This is a genomic window from Formosa sediminum, assembly GCF_007197735.1.
In the GTDB taxonomy this organism is placed as follows: domain Bacteria; phylum Bacteroidota; class Bacteroidia; order Flavobacteriales; family Flavobacteriaceae; genus Formosa; species Formosa sediminum.
Genome location: NZ_CP041637.1, coordinates 249,607 through 271,521, shown reverse-complemented (window position 1 = coordinate 271,521; position 21,915 = coordinate 249,607). Strand labels below are relative to the sequence as shown.

The following is a 21,915-nucleotide window of genomic DNA, read 5'->3' as shown; positions in this document are numbered from 1 at the left end:
TTGTATATGAAAAAAATAAATATACTTTATGGTTTTCTGGTTCTCTTGTTTATGGCTTGTACAAGTCATGAAACAGGTGTAATTGAAGTTGTTTCTGCTGAAGAAATGCAATCGCTTATTAGTTTAGACGACGTACAATTAGTTGATCTTAGATCTGAAGAAGATAGATTTAAACAAGGTTATATTGCAAATTCTCAGCATATAGATTATAGTTCTGAAACGTTTGAAGAAGATATAAAAAATCTAGATAAATCTAAACCTGTAGCACTGTACTGTAATTCGGGTAAACGTAGTGCAGAATGTGCACAAAAGTTAAAAGAAGCAGGTTTTGTAAAGATTTTTGATTTACAGGGTGGCGTATCTGAATGGAAACATAAAGGTAATATTCTTATAAAAGATTAGGTTACATAGACCCTAATGTAAAATAAAAAGCAGGATTTAATTTATATTAAATCCTGCTTTTTTATAAGATTTATAATAAGCTGTATGTTATTATTGTTTTGTATAAGTTATAGAATCTCCTTCTTTTAATTGCCAAGCATCTGCTAAACCTGCATTAACTTCTAAAACATACATTGCTGGTTTGTGAGATAATACAGTGGTTTCATCCATTGGTTTTGCATTTTTAGCAATACTAGCTATAGTTTTGTTTTCTGCAATATATATAATGTCTAACGGAATTTGAGTATTCTTCATATAAAAACCACGTGGTAACTCATCTGGAAAAACAAATAACATGGCATTGTTATTCTCCATAGCAGAACGATACATTAAACCAGTTTCTCTATCATATCCAGTATCTGCAATTTCTATATTTAATGTTTTAATTACAGAGTCTGTTTTTGATTTATAAAGCGTTAACTCACCTTCTTTTTTGAATGTAATTTCTGTAGGTGCTATAGTTGTTTTTTTTTCGTCTTTACAGGCTAAAGTTAAGGTTGCTAAACCTAGTAATAGTATTGAGAAAATAAGTTTGGGTACATTCATAATACAGAATTTTAAGCTTTTTTAGATGAGCTTTTGTAAATAAACATAAAATAAAAACCTACTATTATAAAAGGTATACTTAACCATTGCCCCGTGTTTAATGCCCAAGTTGCACGATCGTCTACCTGAGCTTCTTTAACAAACTCTACAAAGAATCTTATAGTCCATAATAAAACTAAAAATAAACCAAATAAATAGCCAGGGTTATCTTTTTTAGAGGTTTTATTATAGATAGTCCATAAAATGAGGAATACAAATACATAACAAGCAGATTCGTATAATTGTGCTGGATGCCTGTAGGGAACGGCATCTAATAAGTTTTGGAACTGAGGATTATTAGCTATAGCATTATATGCTTCTTTTGGATCTTTAATACCTGTAAGTCTTACAGCTTCATATTTATTATATTCTTCTTGTATAAAACGAACCCCTAAACTAGAATCTGTAATTTTTCCTATAATTTCAGAATTGATAAAGTTTCCAATTCTAATAAAAATAGCACCTAAGGATACAGGTATTACAATGCGATCTAATATCCACATTAGGGATTTATAATTGTATTTTTTTCGATATAAATACATGCCTATAATAATACCTATAGCAGCACCATGACTTGCTAAGCCTTGGAAGCCTGTAAATTCAAGTTCTGGTTTTGTGCGTATGGGTAAAAAAATACTAAGAAAATCGTCTTTAAATAATTCAGGCTGATAGAAAATAACATGGCCAAGTCGCGCTCCAATCATGGTAGCCAGTACAGTGTAAATAAATAATGGGTCTAAGTATTCTAGAGAAACCTTTTCTTTTTGATAGATACGTTTCATAACATACCAACCTAATAAAAAGGCAGTAACCCACATAAGGCTATAAAAATGAAGTTGGAAATTTCCAATAATTTCAATTCCAGAAGTAGGATTCCAATCGAATTTTAAAAAGTGCATAGTGTTTTTAGTTTTCAATGCCTAAATATAGACATTTGACAAAGGATTAAAAAAAGAATAGTGCGTTAACAAACTATTAAAATGGACTTAGAGTTTAAGGAACAGGATCGTATCCTGAACCACCCCAAGGATGACAACTAAAAATACGTTTAATAGCTAACCAACCGCCTTTTATTAGGCCGTGTTTTAATAAGGCTTCTTTAGTGTATTGCGAGCATGTAGGATGATATCTACAAGAGGCAGGTGTTAATGGCGATATAAAAGTTTGATATATCTTAATTAAGAATAAAAAAGGAGCGATTAATAAACGTTTCATTAGTGTATAAAAAACGGACAAGAGATAAAGCTTGTCCGTGTTATGTGTTTAGTTGGTAGAGAATGTTGTGCCTTCTTTACCGTCGTTTAGCTGTATGCCTACTGCAGCAAGTTCGTCTCTAATTTTATCAGATAAAGCAAAATCTTTATTTGCTCTTGCTTCTTGTCTTAATTTAATTAATAAATCTACAGCTCCAGAGAGTTTATCTTCTCCTGTTTCTGCTTGTGCACCATGTACTAATCCTAAAACATCAAAAGTAAAGGTGTTAATGGTAGATTTTAATTCTTGCAAATCAGCTTCGGTAAGTGTTGCTTTTCCGTCTTTTATTTGATTGATAAATTTTACAGCTTCAAATAAATTAGCAATTAAGATAGGCGAATTAAAATCGTCGTTCATGGCATCATAACATTTCTGTTTCCATTCAGAAATGTTTACAGATGATGTTGCACTAGTTTTTAAGTTATCTAAATCTGTGATAGCATCCATTAATCTATTGAACCCTTTCTCGCTAGCTAATAACCCGTTGTTAGTAAAATCTAAAACAGATCGATAGTGGGCTTGTAGCATAAAAAAACGGGCGACACTTGCACTATATGCTTGAGTAATATGTTCGTTCTCTCCTGTAAAAATTTGCTCAGGTAGAATAAAGTTTCCTGTAGATTTAGCCATCTTTTTACCATTCATAATTAGCATGTTAGCATGCATCCAATAATTAACTGGCGATTGATGATTACAGGCTTCTGCTTGAGCAATCTCACATTCATGGTGAGGAAATTTTAAATCCATTCCACCACCGTGAATATCAAAATGTTCGCCTAAGTACTTTGTACTCATAGCGGTACACTCTAAATGCCAACCTGGAAAACCATCGCTCCAAGGTGAAGGCCAACGCATGATATGTTGCGGTTCTGCCTTTTTCCAAAGCGCAAAATCTTGAGGGTTTTTCTTGTCGGTTTGTCCGTCTAATACACGAGTGTTATGAATTAAATCTTCAACATTTCGCTTACTTAATTTACCATAATTATTGGTTTCATTAAATTTTAAAACATCGAAATATACAGAGCCGTTTATTTCGTAACCAAAGCCATTATCAATAATTGTTTTAATTAATTCAATTTGTTCAATAATATGGCCGGTAGCCGTGGGTTCTATACTAGGCGGTAAAAAGTTGAATTTATTTAAGATGTTATGAAAGTCTACAGTATAACGCTGTACAACCTCCATAGGTTCTATTTGTTCTAATCGTGCTTTTTTTGCAATTCGGTCTTCTCCTTCGTCTGCATCATTTTCTAAATGTCCAGCATCCGTAATATTTCGTACATAACGTACCTTATAGCCCAAGTGTTTTAGGTAACGGAAAATAGTATCGAAAGACATAAATGTTCTTACATTTCCTAAGTGTACATTGCTGTAAACAGTTGGTCCGCAAACATACATACCTACATAGCCATCGTTAATAGGTGTAAATACTTCTTTTTGACCAGAAAGGGAATTGTAAATTTTAATGTGTTGTTGCTTGTATAGCTGAGGCATAATCAGGATGATTTAAAATTGTGTCTCTAGTTTTATGTACTCAATAAATTCTCTACGTGTGTTTTTTTCTTTAAACTGACCTCCAAATTCGGCAGTAACAGTACTACTTTCAATGTCACGGATCCCTCTAGAATTTACACATAAATGTTTTGCGTCTATAATACAAGCTACATCTTCTGTACCTAAAACATTTTGTAATTCTTTTACAATTTGAATGGTTAAACGTTCTTGTACTTGAGGGCGTTTAGCATAAAAATCTACAATACGATTCATTTTTGATAGTCCTACAACATTACCATTAGAAATATACGCTACGTGAGCTCTACCAACTATAGGTAGTAAATGGTGCTCGCAAGTAGAGTATAATGTAATGTTTTTTTCAACTAACATTTCTCCGTATTTATATTTATTGTCAAAGGTTGAAGCTGTTGGTTTTTTATTTGGATTTAATCCGCCAAAAATTTCTTTTACAAACATTTTAGCAACTCTGTTAGGAGTACCTTTTAAACTATCGTCTGTTAAATCTAAGCCTAATGTTTCCATAATGTGGTGAACATCTGCTTTTATAGATTTAATTTTTTCTTCATCAGAAATGTCAAATGCATCAGCACGCATTGGCGTGTCGCTAGACGTACCAATATGATTATCTCCTATAGCATCAAACTCTTCTATATTATTATCAAATTTCATTTATCTAAAAATAAAGCTGTTTTAATTTGCAAAGATAGGTAATTCCGTTTTCTTTAAGTTTGAATTGTGAAACAATTAATAGTTGTTATATTATATACAAAGACAGCTCTGTTTTAATTAGAGATAAACAGAGCTGTCTTTAAGGGTTTTATTTAAGACTATAAAGTAAAACTTAAAGAGAATGTAATGTTTGAAACTGTAGTGTCTAATGCAACGGCATCTGTTAAGCCTACATTGTATAATTGATAGTCTTGATCGCGTTGGTATTGGTCAAATGTAATATCAAAATTTGTATTTCCAAAACGGTATCCTAAGCCTACAGAATATCCTGTTAAGTCGCCTACAGTCACCCCGTTTTTATACGGACTTTCTTCAAAACGGTATCCGCCTCTTAAACTTAATTGCTTAATTCTGTATTCTCCCCCAACGTTAAAAGCAGAAACGCCTTTTAAAGCATTAGTTATAATATTATTTTGTTCACTAAAATAGGGATCGTTATTAGGTTTAAATTTTGCGCTTCCATAATCTTTGTAGCTATAATCAAAACTAATTAGTCCTTTAGTGCCAAAAACATAAGCAATACTTCCTAAGAATTTTCCGGGTGTTCTTAAATCGTAACTTGGAAATACGTTAATAACATTTGGTTTTATAACTTGGTCTATACTGTTGTTTTCTTCAATACGTGTTGTACTTATGGCTTGAGCTGTTTCTTCTTCTATAGTGTACCAAGTTGGAGAACTATAAGTTAATCCTAATCTTAAACGATCTGTGGCTCTATATATCGTACCAACTTGAAAAGAAAATCCTCCGCCAATTGTAGATAATCTGTTTTCAAAATCGACATCAGTTACATAAGAGTCTACATTTGAGTTAGACTCTGTGAAATATGTTATGCGATCGTAATTTATAAAGTGTGTGTTTAAATTTATACCTAAGTATAACTTATCATTAACTTGAGAAGCTAGATTTACAGCAATTTTTCCGTTGTAACCCGTGGCAGAATAGATGTAATTTTGATTAAAAGTTCCCGGCGAAATATTAGAGATGTAGTCTGTGTTTTCATCTGTAGAGTTTACAGGGTCTATTATATAAGACTCGTAACCCAAAAACGCTTGTTGGTGTCCAGATCCATAAGCATATCCAATTTCTGAATATGCACGAGAAAGCGATTCGTTTTGTAAAGCTGAAATTTCATTTAAAGGTTTACCTTGGGCATAAGCTAAAAAATAATTGGCAATAGAATTTACACCTTCGCCGTGTGCAGCCCAATCATTTTTATAGTCGTGTGTTTTATCGTAAGAGAATCCTAGCGTAAATTTTTTAAATGAGCCATTAGAATTAGGATTGTGAAAAACAAATGCGGTTCCTATTTGTGTGAACTCGGTATATGAATCTTTATTAGAATCTAAACCATCATAGTACGCTGTGTTGTTCTTGATGTTTAAATTTGTTAAGGAGAAAGACATAAAACTAGAGGTAAACACTGCAGCACCAGCAGGATTTAAACTTGCTGCCGATAAATCGCCTCCAAGAGCTCCAAATGCTCCGCTTAATCCTCTGTATCTTGCAGAACCTACAATGTCGTCTTGAGAATATCTAACAGCATCTGTTATATTCTGAGCATAAAAAGCAGGCACCGTTAAGATGCCTGCTAGTATAAAAACTATCGTTTTAAAAGTCATGATAATTAAATCTATCTGTTATTTAATATATATTATCTGCCTCCTCTAGATGATCTAACACTACTGCTTCTGGTTGATGTAGAAGAACTTCTTGTAGGGCTAGAATAGCTTCTGCTTGTTGAAGAAGACGAACGTGTTGGAGAACTGTATGATCTATTAGAACTGCTACTTTGTCTGGTAGTAGTGGTAGATCTCGAACTTCTTGACGTAGTTGTTGGTCTTTGTCTGCTATATGTAGAAGAAGAGTTTCTAGTAGTTCTATATGTACGTGTAGTTGCATTCGTGTTGGAACTTCTAGAAGTTGAATTGCTATTTCTAGTTATATTTTGATATCTGCTACTGCTATTCGCATTTGTTCTGCTAAAGCGGTTGCTGTTTAAATATCTGTTATTTGAGTTGTAAGCAATGCCTCTACTATATCCTAGATTGGTGCCTCTACGCCCGTAATTGTAATTGTAGTAATGTCCGTGACCTGGGCGTCCATAATAACCTGGGCGTCCCCAACCAATGGCCCATCCTGCACCGTAACCCCAACCACCATAATAAGGAGGGTAAAATCCGCCGTATCCCCAGCCCCAACCATAGTAAGGTCTGTACCAACCAGCGTATCCCCAACTATAGCCATAATAAGGGTAGCCAAATCCAATACCACTATACATAAAAGGATCGTTATAAATGGTAACTGTTACACCATCGGTTTCTTGTCCCCAACCACCATTACCATTATAGTCGTTTTCGGCGTAATAAGAATCATCGTAGGCTTCTTCTGTGTAAGCATTGCTTTGGTAGCTATCTACATCTGTAAAAATAGAATCTTGTTCTGCCTCTGCATTATAAATATCAATTTCTTGAGATTTCTCTTTAAAATAATTTTTATAGTACATATTATCTGCAGTGTCATAGTTTTCTTCGTAAACTATTCTATTATTAGTGGTAGGAGTACTGTAAATTCCATCATTACTTTGTTGAGCATATTCTTGCGAACCTGCACAGGATGAGAGCACAAGCAAGCTTGAAAGCAAGGTTAAAAATAAACCATTTTGTTTTAAAGTTTCTTTGTATCTCATATCTAGATTAAATTTATTGTTGAACATAACAAAAATAGTTAGTTTTGCGTAACTATTTAATATATTTAACATAGTGGCAATATTTATGCCAAAATTAACAATATGAGCAAAAAACTTACAAGTAGGGCTGAGGACTACTCAAAATGGTATAATGAGTTAGTGGTAAAAGCCGATCTCGCTGAAAATTCGGCAGTTAGAGGTTGCATGGTTATAAAACCTTATGGATATGCTATCTGGGAAAAGATGCAAGCTGAATTGGATCGAATGTTTAAAGAGACAGGACATCAAAACGCTTATTTTCCATTATTTGTACCTAAAAGTCTTTTTGAAGCAGAAGAGAAAAATGCAGAAGGCTTTGCTAAGGAGTGTGCAGTGGTAACTCATTACAGACTTCAAAACGATCCTGATAAACCAGGAAAGTTACGTGTAGATCCGGAGGCTAAATTAGAAGAAGAACTTGTAGTTAGACCAACAAGCGAAGCTATAATTTGGAATACATTTAAAGGTTGGGTACAATCCTATAGAGACTTGCCTTTATTAATTAATCAATGGGCCAATGTGGTACGTTGGGAAATGCGTACACGTTTATTTTTGCGTACAGCAGAATTTTTGTGGCAAGAAGGTCATACTGCTCACGAAACTAAAGCAGAAGCTCTAGCAGAAGCAAAATTAATGAATAATGTGTATGCTACTTTTGTTGAAAATTTTATGGCTATTCCGGTAGTTAAAGGACTTAAAACAGAAAGTGAGCGTTTTGCAGGAGCAGATGATACATATTGTATTGAAGCTTTAATGCAAGATGGTAAAGCTTTGCAAGCAGGTACTTCGCATTTTTTGGGGCAAAATTTTGCCAAAGCATTCGATGTTAAGTTTACATCTAAAGAAGGAAAGCAAGATTATGTTTGGGCTACTTCTTGGGGTGTGTCTACACGTTTAATGGGGGCTTTAATTATGACACATAGTGATGATCATGGTTTAGTATTACCTCCAAATTTAGCGCCAAACCAAGTGGTAATAGTTCCTATATATAAGACAGAAGAACAGTTTGAAGAGATTTCTAAAATAGCGAACCTAATTATAAGTGACCTTAGAGTAAAAAATATAACAGTAAAATACGACGACCGTACAACCTTTAGACCAGGAGCTAAATTTGCTCAACATGAATTACAAGGTGTGCCATTACGTATTGCGATAGGACCTAAAGATCTTGAAAATGGAACTGTAGAATTGGCTAGACGAGATACATTAACAAAAGAAGTGGTGTCTTTAGACTTATTAACGGGTATAGTAGAAGGTTTAATGACTGAAATACAAGATACACTATATAAAAAGGCTTTTGATTTTAGAGATTCTCATACCACCGAAGTTAATTCTTTTGATGAATTTAAAGAAACTTTAGAAAAAGTAGGAGGATTTATTTCGGCACACTGGGATGGTACGTCAGAGACTGAAGATAAGATTAAAGACCTTACGAAAGCTACAATTCGCTGTATTCCAGAAGATTCTGTAGATGAGGAGGGCGTGTGTGTATTTAGCGGTAAGCCATCTAAACGCCGAGTGTTGTTTGCAAAAGCCTATTAATTGAAATTTTTTTTCAAAAAACTTTCAATTATTGTTGTAACATTCAAAAAAGGTTGTATATTTGCACCCGCAATGCGATAATTGTTAAACAAAAAATCACATTGAAAGTTTTTTGAAAAAATGTTTTGCAAATAATAAAATAAGTTTTATATTTGCACACTCAAAAAAATAATGGCCCGTTCGTCTATCGGCTAGGACGCCAGGTTTTCATCCTGGTAAGAGGGGTTCGATTCCCCTACGGGCTACAATCATTTAATAAGAAAAGATCAAATGGCAAATCATAAGTCATCGTTAAAAAGAATTAGAAGTAACGAAGCTAAACGTTTAAGAAATAGATATCAGCATAAAACGACTCGTAATGCTATTAAGAAATTACGTGATGCTGAAACGAAAGAAGAAGCAGAAGCGTTATACTCTAACGTGGTTTCTATGATCGATAAATTAGCTAAGAAAAATGTAATTCACGCTAATAAAGCTGCAAACCTTAAATCTGGTTTAACTAAGCATATCGCTTCTTTATAAGGATTATTTAAGTTATATAATAACTGAAAGCTCTACAGAAATGTAGGGCTTTTTGTATTTTATACTTTAACCTCATTCTTATTACTTTATCTACTTATGGTAATTTAGATTATTCTATAATGCTACTACAATATCGCAAACTATACGCTACACTTTTTATTAGTTCTGCAGACTATAATTGAATTGAACTCTGGGCTTAAAAGTTGTTGATAATCTATGGGATTCGTTAAAATACATTTTATTTCGATAAACTACATTTTTTCTTGAGTTTCGTATTAACTTTTGATATCTTAGCCAAAACATATTAATTAAGATATACATATTATGAAACAGCTAATTTTTATATTGACATTTATTCTAACTCTAAATGTATGTGCTCAAAACACGACATTTGAAGATGCAAATGTATTTGTAAGAGTATATGATTTACAAGGGAAGAAAATTGATAAAGGCGATATTGTATCTATATCAGATCATACGCTTAAATTAGTTAAAAGGGGTGAGACTATTGATATTCCTGTAAATGATATTGGGGTTATAAAAACCAAATATTCTGGATGGACTAATGTTATTACTGGAGCAGCTATAGGTGCAGGAGTAGGTTTTATTGCAGGAGATCCAGAGGTTATTGCTATTGGTACAGCTGCAGGAGCTCTAGCAGGTTGGGGCAGTACTTTATTTAAAAAGTCTAAAACCTATGCGGTGAATGGAGATTCAACCAAATTACAAGTATTAGGAAGTTTAAAAGAATAGTAAAGTTGCTTAGCTAAAATTTAATGTTTATAAAATAAAAAAACCTCAGCTAAATTAAATAAGCTGAGGTTTTTTGTTCTGCTATTGTTTATTTATTCTATAATAATTCGTTTGCTTGTAGAAGCATTATTTTCTGCATTAACTTTAAGAATATAAATTCCAGAAGTTAAGTTAGAAACATTAATGGTATTGTTAATTAATTTATTAACTGATAATACTTCTGCTCCTAAAACATTATATAACTGTACGGATTGAATAGCGATGTTGTTTTCTGATTTGATATTAAGTTCTGATGTTACTGGGTTAGGATACACTTTTAATCCAGAAGCTAAAGCATTATCTTTTACAGATAAGGTGTTATTAGTTAGTGTTATATAGTCTAAGAAAGCTTCGTCTTCACCAGAAGACCATAACCAAGGTCTGCTATCGCTAGCATCATCAGGAGCTGTATCTGGTCGACCAGTACCTCTTGCAAAAATGGCAATACTAGTTTCATCACCAGTATTAAATGTTAATTCATATTCTGTATAACTATCTTCACCAGGGTGTGTTAAAGTAGTTACAACAATATTATTTGTTTCATCCTCTACTTCTGTAATATCAGAATATCCAAACTCAGATGTAGGTTTAATAGTTGCGTCAGAATAATATATAATATCATAATCTTCTCTGTATCCAGAACCTTTTAGTATGCGTATTTCTAAAGTTGTTGGAGTAACATCTGGATCGACATCATCATCTACTCTAGCAGAATATGTAAGTTTATATTCTGTGTTAGGAAGCACAGCAACTTCTTGATAAATAACATCGGATTCAAAATTATCAAATTTAAGTGCTTTATTAGGATCTTCAACACCTGTAGATGAGGTTTCACCTTGATCACCTAAATCTTTATTAATCCAATGTGAACAAGAACAGTCGCTAGAACCTGGTGCTTTTGGAATTTGATCAAATTGTCCGTTATATAAAACGGGTTGTTGTGCAAAAGCAGAAAGTGATGCAAATAAGCATAATGAAAGTAAAGTTTGTTTCATGATTTTAGTTTTAAATTTAGTTATTATTTATGTTTTTGATTGGAATACCAATCTGGTTAACCAAATGTAATAAAAAAATCAACATATTTATTAATTTTTTTTTAAAATCATAATTTTTTAATGCTATTATAGTGAATGTGGTTTTTAATGTGCTGTTTTATTATATATAATACAATAGCTGTTTCGTTGAGTAGATTCCGGTAATAGCCGAGGTTTTTAGGACTTTAAAAGTTAAACATCTTGTTTTTAGGGTCTTATATTAAATGTGTTTTTTAGCTATTTTTTATTTTTAAAACTTGATTTTGAATTTTAATACATATTAATATACAATATGTTTATTAAAATATAAATAGACTATATATAACATTCTTAATATTAATATATCGAAAAGTTTAAATCATCTGCAATTTAAAATTTGATATTTTGATTACAAAATATTTACTATGGATGGTTTATTATAAGTCCAAATATTCAGCTTTTAATGCTTTTATATCTGTAATGAGTTGGGCTACAGAAGCTCTATTAAGACCATTGTAAATCCCCCTGATGTGCTTGTTTTTATCTATAAGTAAAAAGTTTTCGGTGTGTAAAAAATCATCTGCACTTTTAGGGGCGCCTAAATCATTTTCTATGAAATAGTGTTCTCGACCTAGAGTGTAAATTTCTTCTTTTTTCCCTGTGGCTAAATGCCATTTGTTTGAAATCACTCCATGAGATTTAGCATATGCCTGTAAAACAGGAACAGAATCTGTAGAAGGCATAACTGAATGGGAAAGTAGGACCACGTCTGAATCTGTTTTAAATTCATCTTGAACTTTAAGCATACTTTCTGCTAATTTTGGACAAATTCCAGGACAGATTGTAAAGAAAAAATCAGTTATATAAATTTTGTTTTCAAATGTATCTTGAGTAATAGTATCTCCTAATTGATTTATTAATTTAAAATCAGGTATTTTATGAAAATTTTGCTCTTCTTCAGTACCAGGTGTTATCCAATTAGGGGTAAAGGATTCATCTTGATAATATGGTAGAAATGCTACTCGACTACTTTCTTCTGTAGGACTGATATTAATGGGGTTAGCTTCATTTTTACAACTTGTAGTTAATACAGCTATTAGTATAACTAACGGACTATATCTTTTTATCTCTAATAATAATTTCATCTTCTAATTTATAACATGAATTTGCTCTTTTCATCCCAAAAATCCGACCATTTTTGGCTTCGTAATTTACATATAAGGTTCCATTTTTTAACCAAGCTTTCTGCAATCCATTTTCTTTACCATCTACTAATTGTCTGTGTTTAGCTAATTGTCCGTTGGGATACCATTCTTCATCTAGTCCTTGCTTTTTCCCATTTACATAATGTGATTTAGACGATATTATACCGTTATCCCACCACGTAATGTAATCGCCATTCAAACGATTATTCTTATAATTAGATGCTATACGTAATACCCCTTTGTCTGACCATTGTCTGGCTGTGCCTTCTCGCTTTCCGTTTACATAACCTAAGCGTTCTGCTAAAGTGTTGTTTTGGTGATATTTAACAGAATAGCCAAAATACGGTTTGTCTTTATAATACCATCTGCCTTCAAGTTGATTTAAAAGCAAGTCTGTTTTTAAAACTTCTTGATTTTTAATAAGTAATGCCTTTTCAGTGTCAATTGTATTGTTAGTTGAGGTTTTGGAATGACATCCCATTAATATATGCATACATAGAAAGGCAAAAATTAAGTGTGTTCTCATAAATTAATAGCCTTGAAATGGACCTGCAAAAGCAATGTAAGACCCTGTGGTAGAGTATAGCTCGTTTATAATGTGGTAATGATACTCTGCTTCACCATCAGTGTATTGAGTTACAGAAGTATGTCCGCCAGATTCATCTAAGTCTGTTGGATATGTCCCTGTAGAATAGCATTTTCTTCCATACAAAAATACTCCATCTAATAAGATTCCAGCTAAACTATCATCGTCATCTGTAAATGCTTTTGGTTCTAGATGATAGTGGTATACACCAGGACCTATGTGTCCTCCAGTCCAATCTAAGGAGGCTGCAGCTTGGTCTAAATCTCCAGCACCTTCTTGATCGTTAAATATAGATGCACCACTCACAGCGATACCAATAGTATTTAATTCGGTATCTACAGTTTTACCTGTTAAATCTGGAGTTGCATCTACAGTTATGGTAACAGCATTATTATTGCTAGACATGATAGAAGGTGTTGTAGCAACATCGGGTTCTTCTAAATATAATGAATTGCCAACACCCCAATAAACCGTTTCATGGTCAGGCAATCCAGTTGTTTCTATAACCACATTAGAGCCATCTAAATAAATGGTGGTAGCTTCTGTGTTAAAAGCAGAAAAGGCAGCATGTAATTCTGTAACGGTATCATTATCCGATTCTTCTGTTGTCGCAGTTTCACTGCTACTAGAGTCATCGCTTGAACAAGCTGTTATTGCAGTTACTATTAATGTGGTAAATATAAATGGTATGCATGTGTTTCTCATTTAATTACAGTTTTATTGTGTTTTTTTTATTATTATTTCTCTTTATGTCCGCACTACTAATCAGTAATAAAAATGCGAGATTTCTCTATTTTTACTTTAATATGGGCTCGGATGTTTAAGTAAATCTAAAGGATTTATAAACACGTGAAGGAAGTAATCAATTAACACCTAATTATATTAAGTAAACTGTTGTATATATTCGGTAAGTGAAAAAATAAGCTAGCTTTTTAAATCGATTTTTCTTATTAAATAGGCATTACATCTAGTTGAATTTTTATATGCTTATGTAAAATATTGAATACATTTAATTTATAATTTACAATTATTTAGGTGGCTTAATTGACCTGTAAATGAAGTTAGGAATATTCAGTCCAAATAGTTAATTTTTATAAGTCTTGCTTCTCTAATTATTAGAAATTAATTATCTTGCTTAGATCATTATTATTTTACAAATTATAAAACAAAATATTAGAAAAATGAAAAGATTAAGCGAAAAGTACATCATCACAAAAGATATGGAATGGGAACAACTTGGTGGTGGAGTATCAAGAAAATTCTTAGGCTATGATAATCAGATTATGATGGTAAGCGTGAAATTTGAAAAAGGTGCTTTAGGAGCTCCGCACCAACATTTTCACACTCAGGCAACCTATGTTGTTTCAGGTAAATTTGAGTTTGAAATTGATGGTGTAAAACAAATTGTAGAAGCTGGAGATGGTGTGTATATTGAGCCTAATTTATTACACAGTGCAGTATGTTTAGAAGAAGGACAATTAATTGATACGTTTAGCCCAGTAAGAGAAGATTTCTTAACAGGAGAAGGACCATCTTACTTTTCTGATAAAGACTAAGCACTAAACATATTAATCCATATGTTGCTATCTGAAAGCTATTATTAATATAGTTTAGGTATTGTCTAGTCTAGAATAATTTGTTTCGATTATTCCGGACTAGACATTATTAATATAAGTTTGATGAGATAGGAAATAAAATAAATAATTTTTCTTCATCTGTAATTTGATGAATTAATCTTAATGAATTTCCCATTGTTAATATTGTATTTATACAAACTGAAAAACCGATTAAGATTTTAGAACATGTATATATCGTATCAGATACAAGATGTTTTTATATGCCTTATAGCTATATAATTAAGAAAAATACAATTGAAAAATACGTATTTTAAATGTATCTACCTATATAAATATATTTTAAACTTTTACTATGTCTGGCCACATATTAGGCAATTCACCACTAAATCCCATTTCTGGTAATTCGTCTATTTGTTTCATATCTTGTTCAGATAATTTAAAGTCGAAAATTTCGAAATTTTCTTTAATTCTTTGAGGTGTGCTGGATTTAGGAATTACAATAGTGTCGTGCTGAATGATCCAACGTAAACATATTTGAGAAACAGATTTATTATGTTGTTTAGCTATTGCTTGTAAAACCGGATTCTCAAAAACTTTTCCTCTAGCCAATGGCGACCAAGATTCTACAGTAATCCCATTTGTTTTACAAAACTCAGATAATTGAGGTTGCCAGTAACCAGGATGAAATTCAATTTGATTAATGGCAGGGATTACATTTGCTGTATGAAAAAGTGCTTCTAGATGTTCTTGCCAAAAATTACTTACTCCAATTGTTTTTATTTTTCCGTCGGCTTTTAGTTCTTCCATGGCTCTCCAACTATCGGCATTTGTTTTTTGCCAGTTTGAATAGTTTTTTGCATTAGCTGGCCAATGGATTAAATACATGTCTATATAATCTAAACCTAATTTTTTTAGCGAGTTGTTAAATGCTTGTAAGGTTTCTTTATAGCCTAAATTTTCGCGCCATAATTTAGTGGTAACGATAATTTCTTTACGGTCTACTTCACTTTCGCATATACCTTTTCCCACCTCTTCTTCATTTCCGTATTTAGCTGCAGTATCAATTAATCTATATCCTTTTGCAAGCGCTTCTTTTACAGACTGAATTCCTTCTTGATTAGTAGATTTATATGTGCCAAAACCTATAATTGGTATGTTGTTCCCGTCAATGAGTGTTATTTCTTTCATGTTTTTTTGCTTTGTATTTGACTATTAGAATTAATTATAAGGTTGGTAGGTGTACAAATATCAATTTACCAAAAAAACAAAGAACCTAAATGGGTTTTAACAGAAATCCTACAGTTTTCATAACAGACTGTTAAAAAAACGCACACCTTTTTTTTGAAGAAATATTTGTTAATTGGTAGAATTTGTGAAAATTATATTCAGTAATGTTATTTCGTTATTAGTGAACATGATTTTATATTCAATCTCTTCCATACTATTATAAAAATATTTATCTCAGGTTTAATGTGTGGGGTATAAAACTATTTTTTGCGCTATTTGGGTAGTAAAAATATATTTTCGTTAACATCTGTACTTTTTAGATTATAAAGAATTCTATTTCTATAGGTTGTAGCTGAAGGTGTTAGGTGTGTGTCTTGTAGAGTTAAGTATCACTTCTCCTTAAAGTACGGAATTACTATACAGTGAAATCTTAATGCTTTTGTAGTCTAAAATACCAAAATAAAAACCTTAAATAATGTGTATATTGAAAAAAAAAGGGCTTCAATTTCTTGAAACCCTTATAAACAGTTGTGACCTCGACAGGATTCAAACCTGTAACCTCTTGAGCCGTAATCAAGTGCGCTATTCAGTTGCGCCACGAGGCCGTTTTTTGTGGGTGCAAATATATGAGTTTTATTAAAGGTTACCAAATATATTTGGTGTTTTTTTTACCTTTTTTATGTTTTTAAGACGTAGTTTTTTAAAGTCCGTTACTTTAATTAAAATAAAGTAGTCTTAAGGTCTTTAAACACAGTTTGTTTTATACAATCTCTGCGCTTAATCCTGCGTCAAGTAATTTTGTGCAACGAGGTTCTAAATCTTTATATGGGCCTGTTTTAACTGTGCATTTCCCTTTATAGTGTACTATTATAGAACACTGTTCTGCCTGTTCTGGTGTATGCTCGCAAGCCGCTATAAGTGTATCTATAACATGATCGAAAGTGTTTACCTCGTCATTATAGAGTACAATTTCATTTTCATTCTCTTTTTGTGTGTCGGTTTCAACGAGAACCTCTTCTAATACTTCTTCCTTAGTGCTCATCTTTTAACTTTTTTACTAATTTAAAAATTTTAGAGCAACCCAATTATTTCGTTCTAATTTTTCGCTAAGTTTTAACATATTTTTAGAGCATTCTGCTTCAATTGTAGGAATATCGTCGTTATAGAAGCCACTTAAAAACAATGCGCCATTAGGGTTAAGGCATGAGACATAGGTTTTTATGTCGTTTAACAAAATGTTTCTGTTAATGTTCGCAATAATAATATCGTAATGTTTTCCCGCTAATAAACTAGCGTCTCCCTCGTACACTGTTATTTTATTGCATTGATTGCGTTCTACATTTTCAAGACTGTTTTCGTAACACCAATTATCAATATCTATTGCATCTAAAGTTTTAGCTCCTTTTAATTCTGCTAATATGGCTAAAACTCCTGTGCCGCATCCCATGTCTAAAACGGTTTTTCCTTCAAAATCGGTTTTTAAAATATGCTGAATCATCATATGAGTGGTTTCATGATGTCCGGTACCAAAACTCATTTTTGGTTCAATAATAATATCGTATTGGGTCTCAAAAGATTTGTGAAAAGGGGCACGAACGGCACATATATCATCTACAACTATGGGGTTAAAGTTTTTTTCCCATTCTTCATTCCAGTTTGTCTGTTCTATGTCTTCAAAAGTGTAAGAAATGTTGAACTCCTTAGAACCTAAAATCTGAATGTCTTCAAGAATATTCTCCTGCCAATCTGCTTTTTGTATGTAAGCTGTAACTCCTGTTTCCGTTTCAACAAAACTCTCAAAACCTGCATATCCAAGTTCAGCAATTAGTATTTCTACTCCAGGTTGTAAAGGTGTTACGGTAAAGTCGTAACCTATATATATTTCTGCCATTTATTTTTTTGTCAAATTTAGTAAGTATTACGCATATACTGTTAATTTTGTATTAAAATAAACAAACATGAATAAAATTATTGTCGCTCTACTAGTATTAACTTTTGGTTTTGTATCTCAGGCTCAAAACGATAATGATATTAGGCTTGCTGCTTTACCTTACTATACATTTGGTAAAGGTGTTGGATTAACATCTCCAGATAGTATTTTTAAGTTGAATATTAGATTTAGAATGCAAAACCGTGCAACCTATATTCATGGAGAAGAAGGTGAGTCTGCTATCGAAGCGCAAATTAAGCGTTTACGTTTAAAGTTTGATGGATATGTTGGCGACCCTAGTATTGTTTATGTGATTCAGTTATCTTTTTCTCCTGGCGATGTTGGAGTTATTGAAGATGGCGATAATATTAATGTTATTAGAGATGCAGTAGTGTTTTACAGGCCAAATGCACATTGGAATATTGGTTTTGGACAAACAAAATTACCAGGAAATAGACAGCGTATAAACTCATCTGGTGCTTTACAGTTAACAGATCGCTCTATAAACAATGCTAGCTTTAATATTGATAGAGATTTTGGATTGCAAGTGTATTATTTAAATGAAAAACCAGATGTATTCTCTTATAATTTAAAGACCGCTATAAGTACTGGTGAAGGTAGAAACTGGACTGAGCTACCTGATAATGGTTTGGCTTACACAGCACGATTAGAGCTTTATCCGTTTGGAGTATTTACCGATAACGGTACTTTTTTTGAAGGAGATATTGCTAGGGAACCTACACCCAAATTAATGGTTTCTGGGGTGTACCACTATAATGATGAAGCACGAAGAACACGAGGGACGTTAGGGCTAGATTTGTATGAAAATAGAGATATGCAGTCGCTGTTGTTAGATGCTATGGTGAAGTACAATGGGTGGGCCTTTCAAACGGCATATATGAAACGTATGGCAGATAATCCAATTACTTATAATCCGGATGATGCTAGCCAATTTCGTTATGTGGTAACAGGCCAAGGTTACGATGCGCAATTAAGTTATTTGTTTTTAAATAAATATGAAGTAATTGGGCGTTATTCTTATCAGGAGCCTCATACAGATGTTGCTTTGATTATGCCAGAAACACATCAATATACTGTAGGGTTAACCAAATATATTTGGGAACACTCGTTAAAACTTCAAGCAGAATTAACTAAAAGTGATTTTACATTAAATAATACAATTGATACTAGTAGTTGGTACTTGCGTTTTCAGGTAGAAATAGGCATATAAAAAAACGGCTATCTTTAGTTAGATAGCCGTTTTTTATTAAATGAATATATGTTTAAAATGCATTTACAATAGCAAAAAAATCGTCTGCATTTAAAGCAGCCCCTCCAATTAAACCACCATCTACATCTGGTTTAGAGAAAATTTCTTGAGCATTTCCTGGTTTTACACTACCTCCATATAGAATAGATACAGAATCTGCAACCTCTGTACCGTAAGTTTCTGCTAAGGTTTTTCTAATAAATGCATGCATGTCTTGGGCTTGTTCTGGGCTTGCTGTTTCTCCGGTTCCAATAGCCCATACAGGTTCGTATGCTAAAACAATATTTTTAAAAGCATCAGCCTTTAAATGAAATAATGCATTTTTAATTTGGCTACCAACAACTGTTTCATGGTTTTCAGATTTTCTATCTGCCAACTCTTCTCCAAAACAGAAAATAACACGCATATCGTTTGTTAATGCCGCATCTACTTTTTTAGCTAATAACTCGTCTGTTTCATTAAAATAAGCACGACGCTCACTGTGTCCTAAAATTACAGTATTTACACCTATACTTTTTAACATGCCTGCGCTAATTTCTCCTGTGTAAGCACCGTTTTCTGCAAAGTGCATGTTTTGGGCAATAACTTCAATAGTATTGTCTTTTAGAGTGTTAAAAGCAGACCAAAGGTTTGTAAAGGTTGGTGCTACCATAACTTCAGCATTAGATGTTATGGTTTTGTTTTTAAGTGCGGTTAACAATGTTTCAGTTTGTGCTAAATCATTGTTCATTTTCCAATTTCCTGCAACGATGTTCTTTCTCATAGTTCGTTTGTATTAATAAATTATTGAAGTTTTACTTTTGGATCTAACCAAGCATATATGATATCTACAAAAATATTGATAATTATGAACAAAAGTGCTATAATTAGCACAGAACCCATAATTACGGGTAAATCTAAAGTGTTTAATGCGTTTACAATTTCTTTGCCTAATCCGTTCCAACCAAAAACATATTCTACAAATACGGCACCTGCAAGCATGGAAGCAAACCATCCGGATATTGCTGTAACAACGGGATTAAGAGCATTTTTAACTGCATGTTTTGTTATGACTTGATATTCTGATAACCCTTTCGCTCTTGCTGTTCTTATAAAGTCTTGATTAAAAATTTCTAATAACGAGTTTCGCATCAGCTGAATTACTACAGCCAATGGGCGAATTCCTAGAACAATGGCAGGAAGTATTAAGTTTTTAAGTTTAAGGTGCATTTCTTCTCCAAAATCGTCTAATTCGTATAAACTACCAGTCATTTCTAGATGGGTGTACTTGTGAAGCAGGTAGCCAAAAATCCAAGCAAAAACTATAGCGCTAAAAAAGGATGGCACACTCATTCCAATAGTACTTACAAATTGAATAAATTTGTCTGCAAAAGTGTCTTTGTATAACGCAGAAACAATACCTAGAATAACACCTATAATTATGGCAATTATAATTGCTGTTACTGCTAAAACAAAGGTGTTTGGTAAGGTTTCGGCTAAAACACTACTTACTTTTTTACCTTGTTTTGTAAATGATTCTCGTAAATATGGTAGTTTTAAAACGACTTGAGTGTTGCCAAATTTAAGTAACGGGAGTGCATTGTATTTTCCGGCTCGTAAATAGGTGTAATTTTCTGGTAATGTCGCATGAAAGGATAACGGTGATAAATCGTTTAAATAATATCCAAATTGAACAGTTAAAGGTTTATCAAACCCATATTTTTGTTTAATAATAGCGAGCTGTGTGCTATCTTCGTTTTGACCCAGCATCATCTGTGCTGGATCTCCCGGTAATACATTAAATAAAAAAAAGATAACTGTAACTACTCCAAATAATGTGAGTAAAGCATAAAATAATTTATTTAAAATGTAGTTTAGCACAGCTTGTAGCTTATTAATTCACCTTTATTAAATTTAAATCGTCTACATCATTCCAATGTACTTTTTGCAGTACGGTTCCTTTTTCTAAAATAAGTACACCTGGATTAGAGCGCACTATTGTTTTTAAAGCTGTTTCGTCTGAAAAGTAAAAGTCGAAATTAAAATGATATTTTTCTTTTAGTTGGTTTTGTATATCTTGTCCTGAAGCAGTCAGACCAATAACTCTATAGCCGTTTGCGATGGCCTTATCGGCAGTGTTTTTTATGGCTTGTAAACCTAAAGATTCAGATTTTTCGAGATTGTAAGCAACAAGTAATACAACGTGATCGTCGTGCAAAATTTCTTCTGTAAAATTTTCACCTTCACGTTCCATAGAAAAATCGTGTATAGGAGCTTCGTAACCAGGACTGATAACTTCTGTGTCTACACTTATAAAATCGCCTTCTACATTTGGGTAAGATCCTTTAGTTGTATATTCTTGTTCTTGGCCATTTACATTAAAAGTCCAGATGTAATCTATATCTGCTTTTGGTGCATCTTCTGGTATATTCATGTTATCCCATAAATTCGCACCCACATTATAGGGTCTAAAATCTATTACAGGTAAATGCATAAGAACGTGGTATCCAAAAGCTAAAGAACCAATAAAACCTAGTAATGCAAAAACAGTAGTTTGAAAAGTACTAAATACGGGTTTTATAAAACGTAAGCCAGCGCATATAATTAATATAAGTATTAGTAATACAATATCTTTAGAAAACGTTTGCCATGGTGTTAGTTTTATGGCGTCTCCAAAACATCCACAATCTGTAACTTTATTAAAATATGCAGAGTAGAAGGTTAAGAAAGTGAAAAATATAATCATTAATAATAAACTCCAAACCGTAAATTTAGGTTTATAGCCTATTAAAAGAAAGATGCCTAAAAGGACTTCAAATACTACCACTAAAATTGAAATGACTAGGGCATAAGGTTCTAAGAAGGTTAAATTAAGTACGGCAGCACTAAAATATTCTTCTAATTTAAAAGAAAAGCCTATTGGATCGTTTAGTTTTATTAATCCAGAAATGATGAATAATACACCAACTAAAATTCTACTTATACTAACTAATTGTTTCATGGAAAGAGGATGTTCTATT

Annotated in this window: 23 protein-coding genes and 2 tRNA genes; 7 read left to right on the top strand and 18 right to left on the bottom strand. The window is 32.6% G+C overall.

Annotation, left to right across the window (positions count from 1 at the left end; translation table 11 throughout):
- Positions 1-6 precede the first annotated feature (6 nt).
- Positions 7-402 (top strand): rhodanese-like domain-containing protein, encoded by a 396-nt coding sequence (locus tag FNB79_RS01265; protein WP_143379575.1) that lies wholly within the window; start codon positions 7-9, stop codon positions 400-402.
- 90 nt (positions 403-492) lie between these two features.
- On the opposite strand, the gene FNB79_RS01260 is transcribed toward FNB79_RS01265, so the two are convergent.
- From FNB79_RS01260 to FNB79_RS01230, 7 genes are all read right to left on the bottom strand, one after another.
- Positions 493-987 carry a DUF192 domain-containing protein gene (locus FNB79_RS01260; RefSeq protein WP_143379574.1) on the bottom strand — a complete coding sequence of 165 codons (495 nt, stop codon included), beginning with the start codon at positions 985-987 and terminating at the stop codon, positions 493-495.
- Between the two features lie 11 nt (positions 988-998).
- A complete protein-coding gene (lgt, locus tag FNB79_RS01255) occupies positions 999-1,925 on the bottom strand; it encodes a prolipoprotein diacylglyceryl transferase (RefSeq protein ID WP_143379573.1) in 927 nt (308 codons plus the stop codon).
- A gap of 94 nt (positions 1,926-2,019) precedes the next feature.
- Positions 2,020-2,241 carry a membrane protein insertion efficiency factor YidD gene (gene yidD, locus FNB79_RS01250; RefSeq protein WP_143379572.1) on the bottom strand — a complete coding sequence of 74 codons (222 nt, stop codon included), beginning with the start codon at positions 2,239-2,241 and terminating at the stop codon, positions 2,020-2,022.
- Positions 2,242-2,289: 48 nt separating this feature from the next.
- Complete coding sequence (gene cysS / locus FNB79_RS01245; RefSeq protein WP_143379571.1) at positions 2,290-3,774, bottom strand: cysteine--tRNA ligase; 1,485 nt, start codon at positions 3,772-3,774, stop codon at positions 2,290-2,292.
- A 12-nt stretch (positions 3,775-3,786) separates the two neighbouring features.
- A complete protein-coding gene (gene folE, locus FNB79_RS01240; RefSeq protein ID WP_143379570.1) occupies positions 3,787-4,464 on the bottom strand; it encodes a GTP cyclohydrolase I FolE in 678 nt (225 codons plus the stop codon).
- Positions 4,465-4,622: 158 nt separating this feature from the next.
- The gene (locus FNB79_RS01235) at positions 4,623-6,146 is read right to left on the bottom strand and encodes an OmpP1/FadL family transporter (protein ID WP_143379569.1); all 1,524 of its coding nucleotides are present in this window, start codon (positions 6,144-6,146) and stop codon (positions 4,623-4,625) included.
- Between the two features lie 32 nt (positions 6,147-6,178).
- On the bottom strand, positions 6,179-7,213 hold the full coding sequence (locus FNB79_RS01230; protein WP_143379568.1) for a hypothetical protein: 1,035 nt from the start codon (positions 7,211-7,213) through the stop codon (positions 6,179-6,181).
- Positions 7,214-7,315: 102 nt separating this feature from the next.
- Here FNB79_RS01230 and proS point away from each other — a divergent pair, with 102 nt between their 5' ends.
- The 4 genes from proS to FNB79_RS01210 all read left to right on the top strand — a co-directional run bounded on the left by proS (position 7,316) and on the right by FNB79_RS01210 (position 10,069).
- Positions 7,316-8,794, top strand: a complete 1,479-nt coding sequence (gene proS, locus FNB79_RS01225) for a proline--tRNA ligase (protein ID WP_143379567.1) — start codon at positions 7,316-7,318, stop codon at positions 8,792-8,794.
- Positions 8,795-8,967: 173 nt separating this feature from the next.
- A tRNA-Glu gene (locus FNB79_RS01220) sits at positions 8,968-9,039 on the top strand.
- 25 nt (positions 9,040-9,064) lie between these two features.
- Positions 9,065-9,316 (top strand): 30S ribosomal protein S20, encoded by a 252-nt coding sequence (gene rpsT / locus FNB79_RS01215; protein WP_143379566.1) that lies wholly within the window; start codon positions 9,065-9,067, stop codon positions 9,314-9,316.
- Positions 9,317-9,640: 324 nt separating this feature from the next.
- Positions 9,641-10,069 carry a hypothetical protein gene (locus tag FNB79_RS01210; protein WP_143379565.1) on the top strand — a complete coding sequence of 143 codons (429 nt, stop codon included), beginning with the start codon at positions 9,641-9,643 and terminating at the stop codon, positions 10,067-10,069.
- Positions 10,070-10,161: 92 nt separating this feature from the next.
- On the opposite strand, the gene FNB79_RS01205 is transcribed toward FNB79_RS01210, so the two are convergent.
- The 4 genes from FNB79_RS01205 to FNB79_RS01190 all read right to left on the bottom strand — a co-directional run bounded on the left by FNB79_RS01205 (position 10,162) and on the right by FNB79_RS01190 (position 13,617).
- Entirely contained in the window at positions 10,162-11,103 is a 942-nt protein-coding gene (locus FNB79_RS01205; RefSeq protein ID WP_143379564.1) for a T9SS type A sorting domain-containing protein, read from the bottom strand.
- Between the two features lie 455 nt (positions 11,104-11,558).
- Complete coding sequence (locus FNB79_RS01200; protein WP_143379563.1) at positions 11,559-12,266, bottom strand: SCO family protein; 708 nt, start codon at positions 12,264-12,266, stop codon at positions 11,559-11,561.
- On the bottom strand, positions 12,235-12,852 hold the full coding sequence (locus FNB79_RS01195; protein WP_246073309.1) for a toxin-antitoxin system YwqK family antitoxin: 618 nt from the start codon (positions 12,850-12,852) through the stop codon (positions 12,235-12,237). The genes FNB79_RS01200 and FNB79_RS01195 overlap by 32 nt, the downstream gene beginning before the upstream one ends.
- Positions 12,853-12,855: 3 nt before the next feature.
- Positions 12,856-13,617, bottom strand: coding sequence for a YHYH protein (locus tag FNB79_RS01190; RefSeq protein WP_143379562.1), 762 nt, complete (start codon positions 13,615-13,617; stop codon positions 12,856-12,858).
- Positions 13,618-14,093: 476 nt separating this feature from the next.
- On the opposite strand from FNB79_RS01190, the gene FNB79_RS01185 reads away from it, so the two are divergent.
- Positions 14,094-14,468: a cupin domain-containing protein gene (locus FNB79_RS01185; RefSeq protein WP_143379561.1), complete on the top strand. Its 375-nt coding sequence runs from the start codon at positions 14,094-14,096 to the stop codon at positions 14,466-14,468.
- Between the two features lie 360 nt (positions 14,469-14,828).
- On the opposite strand, the gene FNB79_RS01180 is transcribed toward FNB79_RS01185, so the two are convergent.
- From FNB79_RS01180 to prmA, 4 genes are all read right to left on the bottom strand, one after another.
- The gene (locus FNB79_RS01180; RefSeq protein ID WP_143379560.1) at positions 14,829-15,677 is read right to left on the bottom strand and encodes an aldo/keto reductase; all 849 of its coding nucleotides are present in this window, start codon (positions 15,675-15,677) and stop codon (positions 14,829-14,831) included.
- 570 nt (positions 15,678-16,247) lie between these two features.
- Positions 16,248-16,321: transfer RNA gene (locus FNB79_RS01175), tRNA-Arg, on the bottom strand.
- Positions 16,322-16,476: 155 nt separating this feature from the next.
- Entirely contained in the window at positions 16,477-16,758 is a 282-nt protein-coding gene (locus tag FNB79_RS01170) for an ATP-dependent Clp protease adaptor ClpS (protein ID WP_143379559.1), read from the bottom strand.
- Positions 16,759-16,773: 15 nt separating this feature from the next.
- Positions 16,774-17,607 (bottom strand): 50S ribosomal protein L11 methyltransferase, encoded by an 834-nt coding sequence (prmA, locus tag FNB79_RS01165; RefSeq protein WP_143379558.1) that lies wholly within the window; start codon positions 17,605-17,607, stop codon positions 16,774-16,776.
- 67 nt (positions 17,608-17,674) lie between these two features.
- Here prmA and FNB79_RS01160 point away from each other — a divergent pair, with 67 nt between their 5' ends.
- Positions 17,675-18,877 carry a porin gene (locus FNB79_RS01160; RefSeq protein ID WP_143379557.1) on the top strand — a complete coding sequence of 401 codons (1,203 nt, stop codon included), beginning with the start codon at positions 17,675-17,677 and terminating at the stop codon, positions 18,875-18,877.
- A gap of 52 nt (positions 18,878-18,929) precedes the next feature.
- Here the strand turns inward: FNB79_RS01160 and tpiA are convergent, their stop codons facing one another.
- The 3 genes from tpiA to FNB79_RS01145 are packed head-to-tail and all read right to left on the bottom strand — an operon-like array spanning position 18,930 to position 21,896.
- On the bottom strand, positions 18,930-19,679 hold the full coding sequence (gene tpiA / locus FNB79_RS01155) for a triose-phosphate isomerase (protein WP_143379556.1): 750 nt from the start codon (positions 19,677-19,679) through the stop codon (positions 18,930-18,932).
- Between the two features lie 20 nt (positions 19,680-19,699).
- Entirely contained in the window at positions 19,700-20,776 is a 1,077-nt protein-coding gene (locus tag FNB79_RS01150; RefSeq protein ID WP_143379555.1) for an ABC transporter permease, read from the bottom strand.
- A 13-nt stretch (positions 20,777-20,789) separates the two neighbouring features.
- Positions 20,790-21,896 (bottom strand): BT_3928 family protein, encoded by a 1,107-nt coding sequence (locus tag FNB79_RS01145; protein WP_143379554.1) that lies wholly within the window; start codon positions 21,894-21,896, stop codon positions 20,790-20,792.
- Positions 21,897-21,915 lie beyond the last annotated feature (19 nt).

Bases quoted from the DNA above. Each gene is read 5' to 3' on its own strand.
- FNB79_RS01265 (WP_143379575.1), top strand. From the start codon at position 7: ATGAAAAAAATAAATATACTTTATGGTTTTCTGGTTCTCTTGTTTATG.
- FNB79_RS01260 (WP_143379574.1), bottom strand. From the start codon at position 987: ATGAATGTACCCAAACTTATTTTCTCAATACTATTACTAGGTTTAGCA.
- lgt (WP_143379573.1), bottom strand. From the start codon at position 1,925: ATGCACTTTTTAAAATTCGATTGGAATCCTACTTCTGGAATTGAAATT.
- yidD (WP_143379572.1), bottom strand. From the start codon at position 2,241: ATGAAACGTTTATTAATCGCTCCTTTTTTATTCTTAATTAAGATATAT.
- cysS (WP_143379571.1), bottom strand. From the start codon at position 3,774: ATGCCTCAGCTATACAAGCAACAACACATTAAAATTTACAATTCCCTT.
- folE (WP_143379570.1), bottom strand. From the start codon at position 4,464: ATGAAATTTGATAATAATATAGAAGAGTTTGATGCTATAGGAGATAAT.
- FNB79_RS01235 (WP_143379569.1), bottom strand. From the start codon at position 6,146: ATGACTTTTAAAACGATAGTTTTTATACTAGCAGGCATCTTAACGGTG.
- FNB79_RS01230 (WP_143379568.1), bottom strand. From the start codon at position 7,213: ATGAGATACAAAGAAACTTTAAAACAAAATGGTTTATTTTTAACCTTG.
- proS (WP_143379567.1), top strand. From the start codon at position 7,316: ATGAGCAAAAAACTTACAAGTAGGGCTGAGGACTACTCAAAATGGTAT.
- rpsT (WP_143379566.1), top strand. From the start codon at position 9,065: ATGGCAAATCATAAGTCATCGTTAAAAAGAATTAGAAGTAACGAAGCT.
- FNB79_RS01210 (WP_143379565.1), top strand. From the start codon at position 9,641: ATGAAACAGCTAATTTTTATATTGACATTTATTCTAACTCTAAATGTA.
- FNB79_RS01205 (WP_143379564.1), bottom strand. From the start codon at position 11,103: ATGAAACAAACTTTACTTTCATTATGCTTATTTGCATCACTTTCTGCT.
- FNB79_RS01200 (WP_143379563.1), bottom strand. From the start codon at position 12,266: ATGAAATTATTATTAGAGATAAAAAGATATAGTCCGTTAGTTATACTA.
- FNB79_RS01195 (WP_246073309.1), bottom strand. From the start codon at position 12,852: ATGAGAACACACTTAATTTTTGCCTTTCTATGTATGCATATATTAATG.
- FNB79_RS01190 (WP_143379562.1), bottom strand. From the start codon at position 13,617: ATGAGAAACACATGCATACCATTTATATTTACCACATTAATAGTAACT.
- FNB79_RS01185 (WP_143379561.1), top strand. From the start codon at position 14,094: ATGAAAAGATTAAGCGAAAAGTACATCATCACAAAAGATATGGAATGG.
- FNB79_RS01180 (WP_143379560.1), bottom strand. From the start codon at position 15,677: ATGAAAGAAATAACACTCATTGACGGGAACAACATACCAATTATAGGT.
- FNB79_RS01170 (WP_143379559.1), bottom strand. From the start codon at position 16,758: ATGAGCACTAAGGAAGAAGTATTAGAAGAGGTTCTCGTTGAAACCGAC.
- prmA (WP_143379558.1), bottom strand. From the start codon at position 17,607: ATGGCAGAAATATATATAGGTTACGACTTTACCGTAACACCTTTACAA.
- FNB79_RS01160 (WP_143379557.1), top strand. From the start codon at position 17,675: ATGAATAAAATTATTGTCGCTCTACTAGTATTAACTTTTGGTTTTGTA.
- tpiA (WP_143379556.1), bottom strand. From the start codon at position 19,679: ATGAGAAAGAACATCGTTGCAGGAAATTGGAAAATGAACAATGATTTA.
- FNB79_RS01145 (WP_143379554.1), bottom strand. From the start codon at position 21,896: ATGAAACAATTAGTTAGTATAAGTAGAATTTTAGTTGGTGTATTATTC.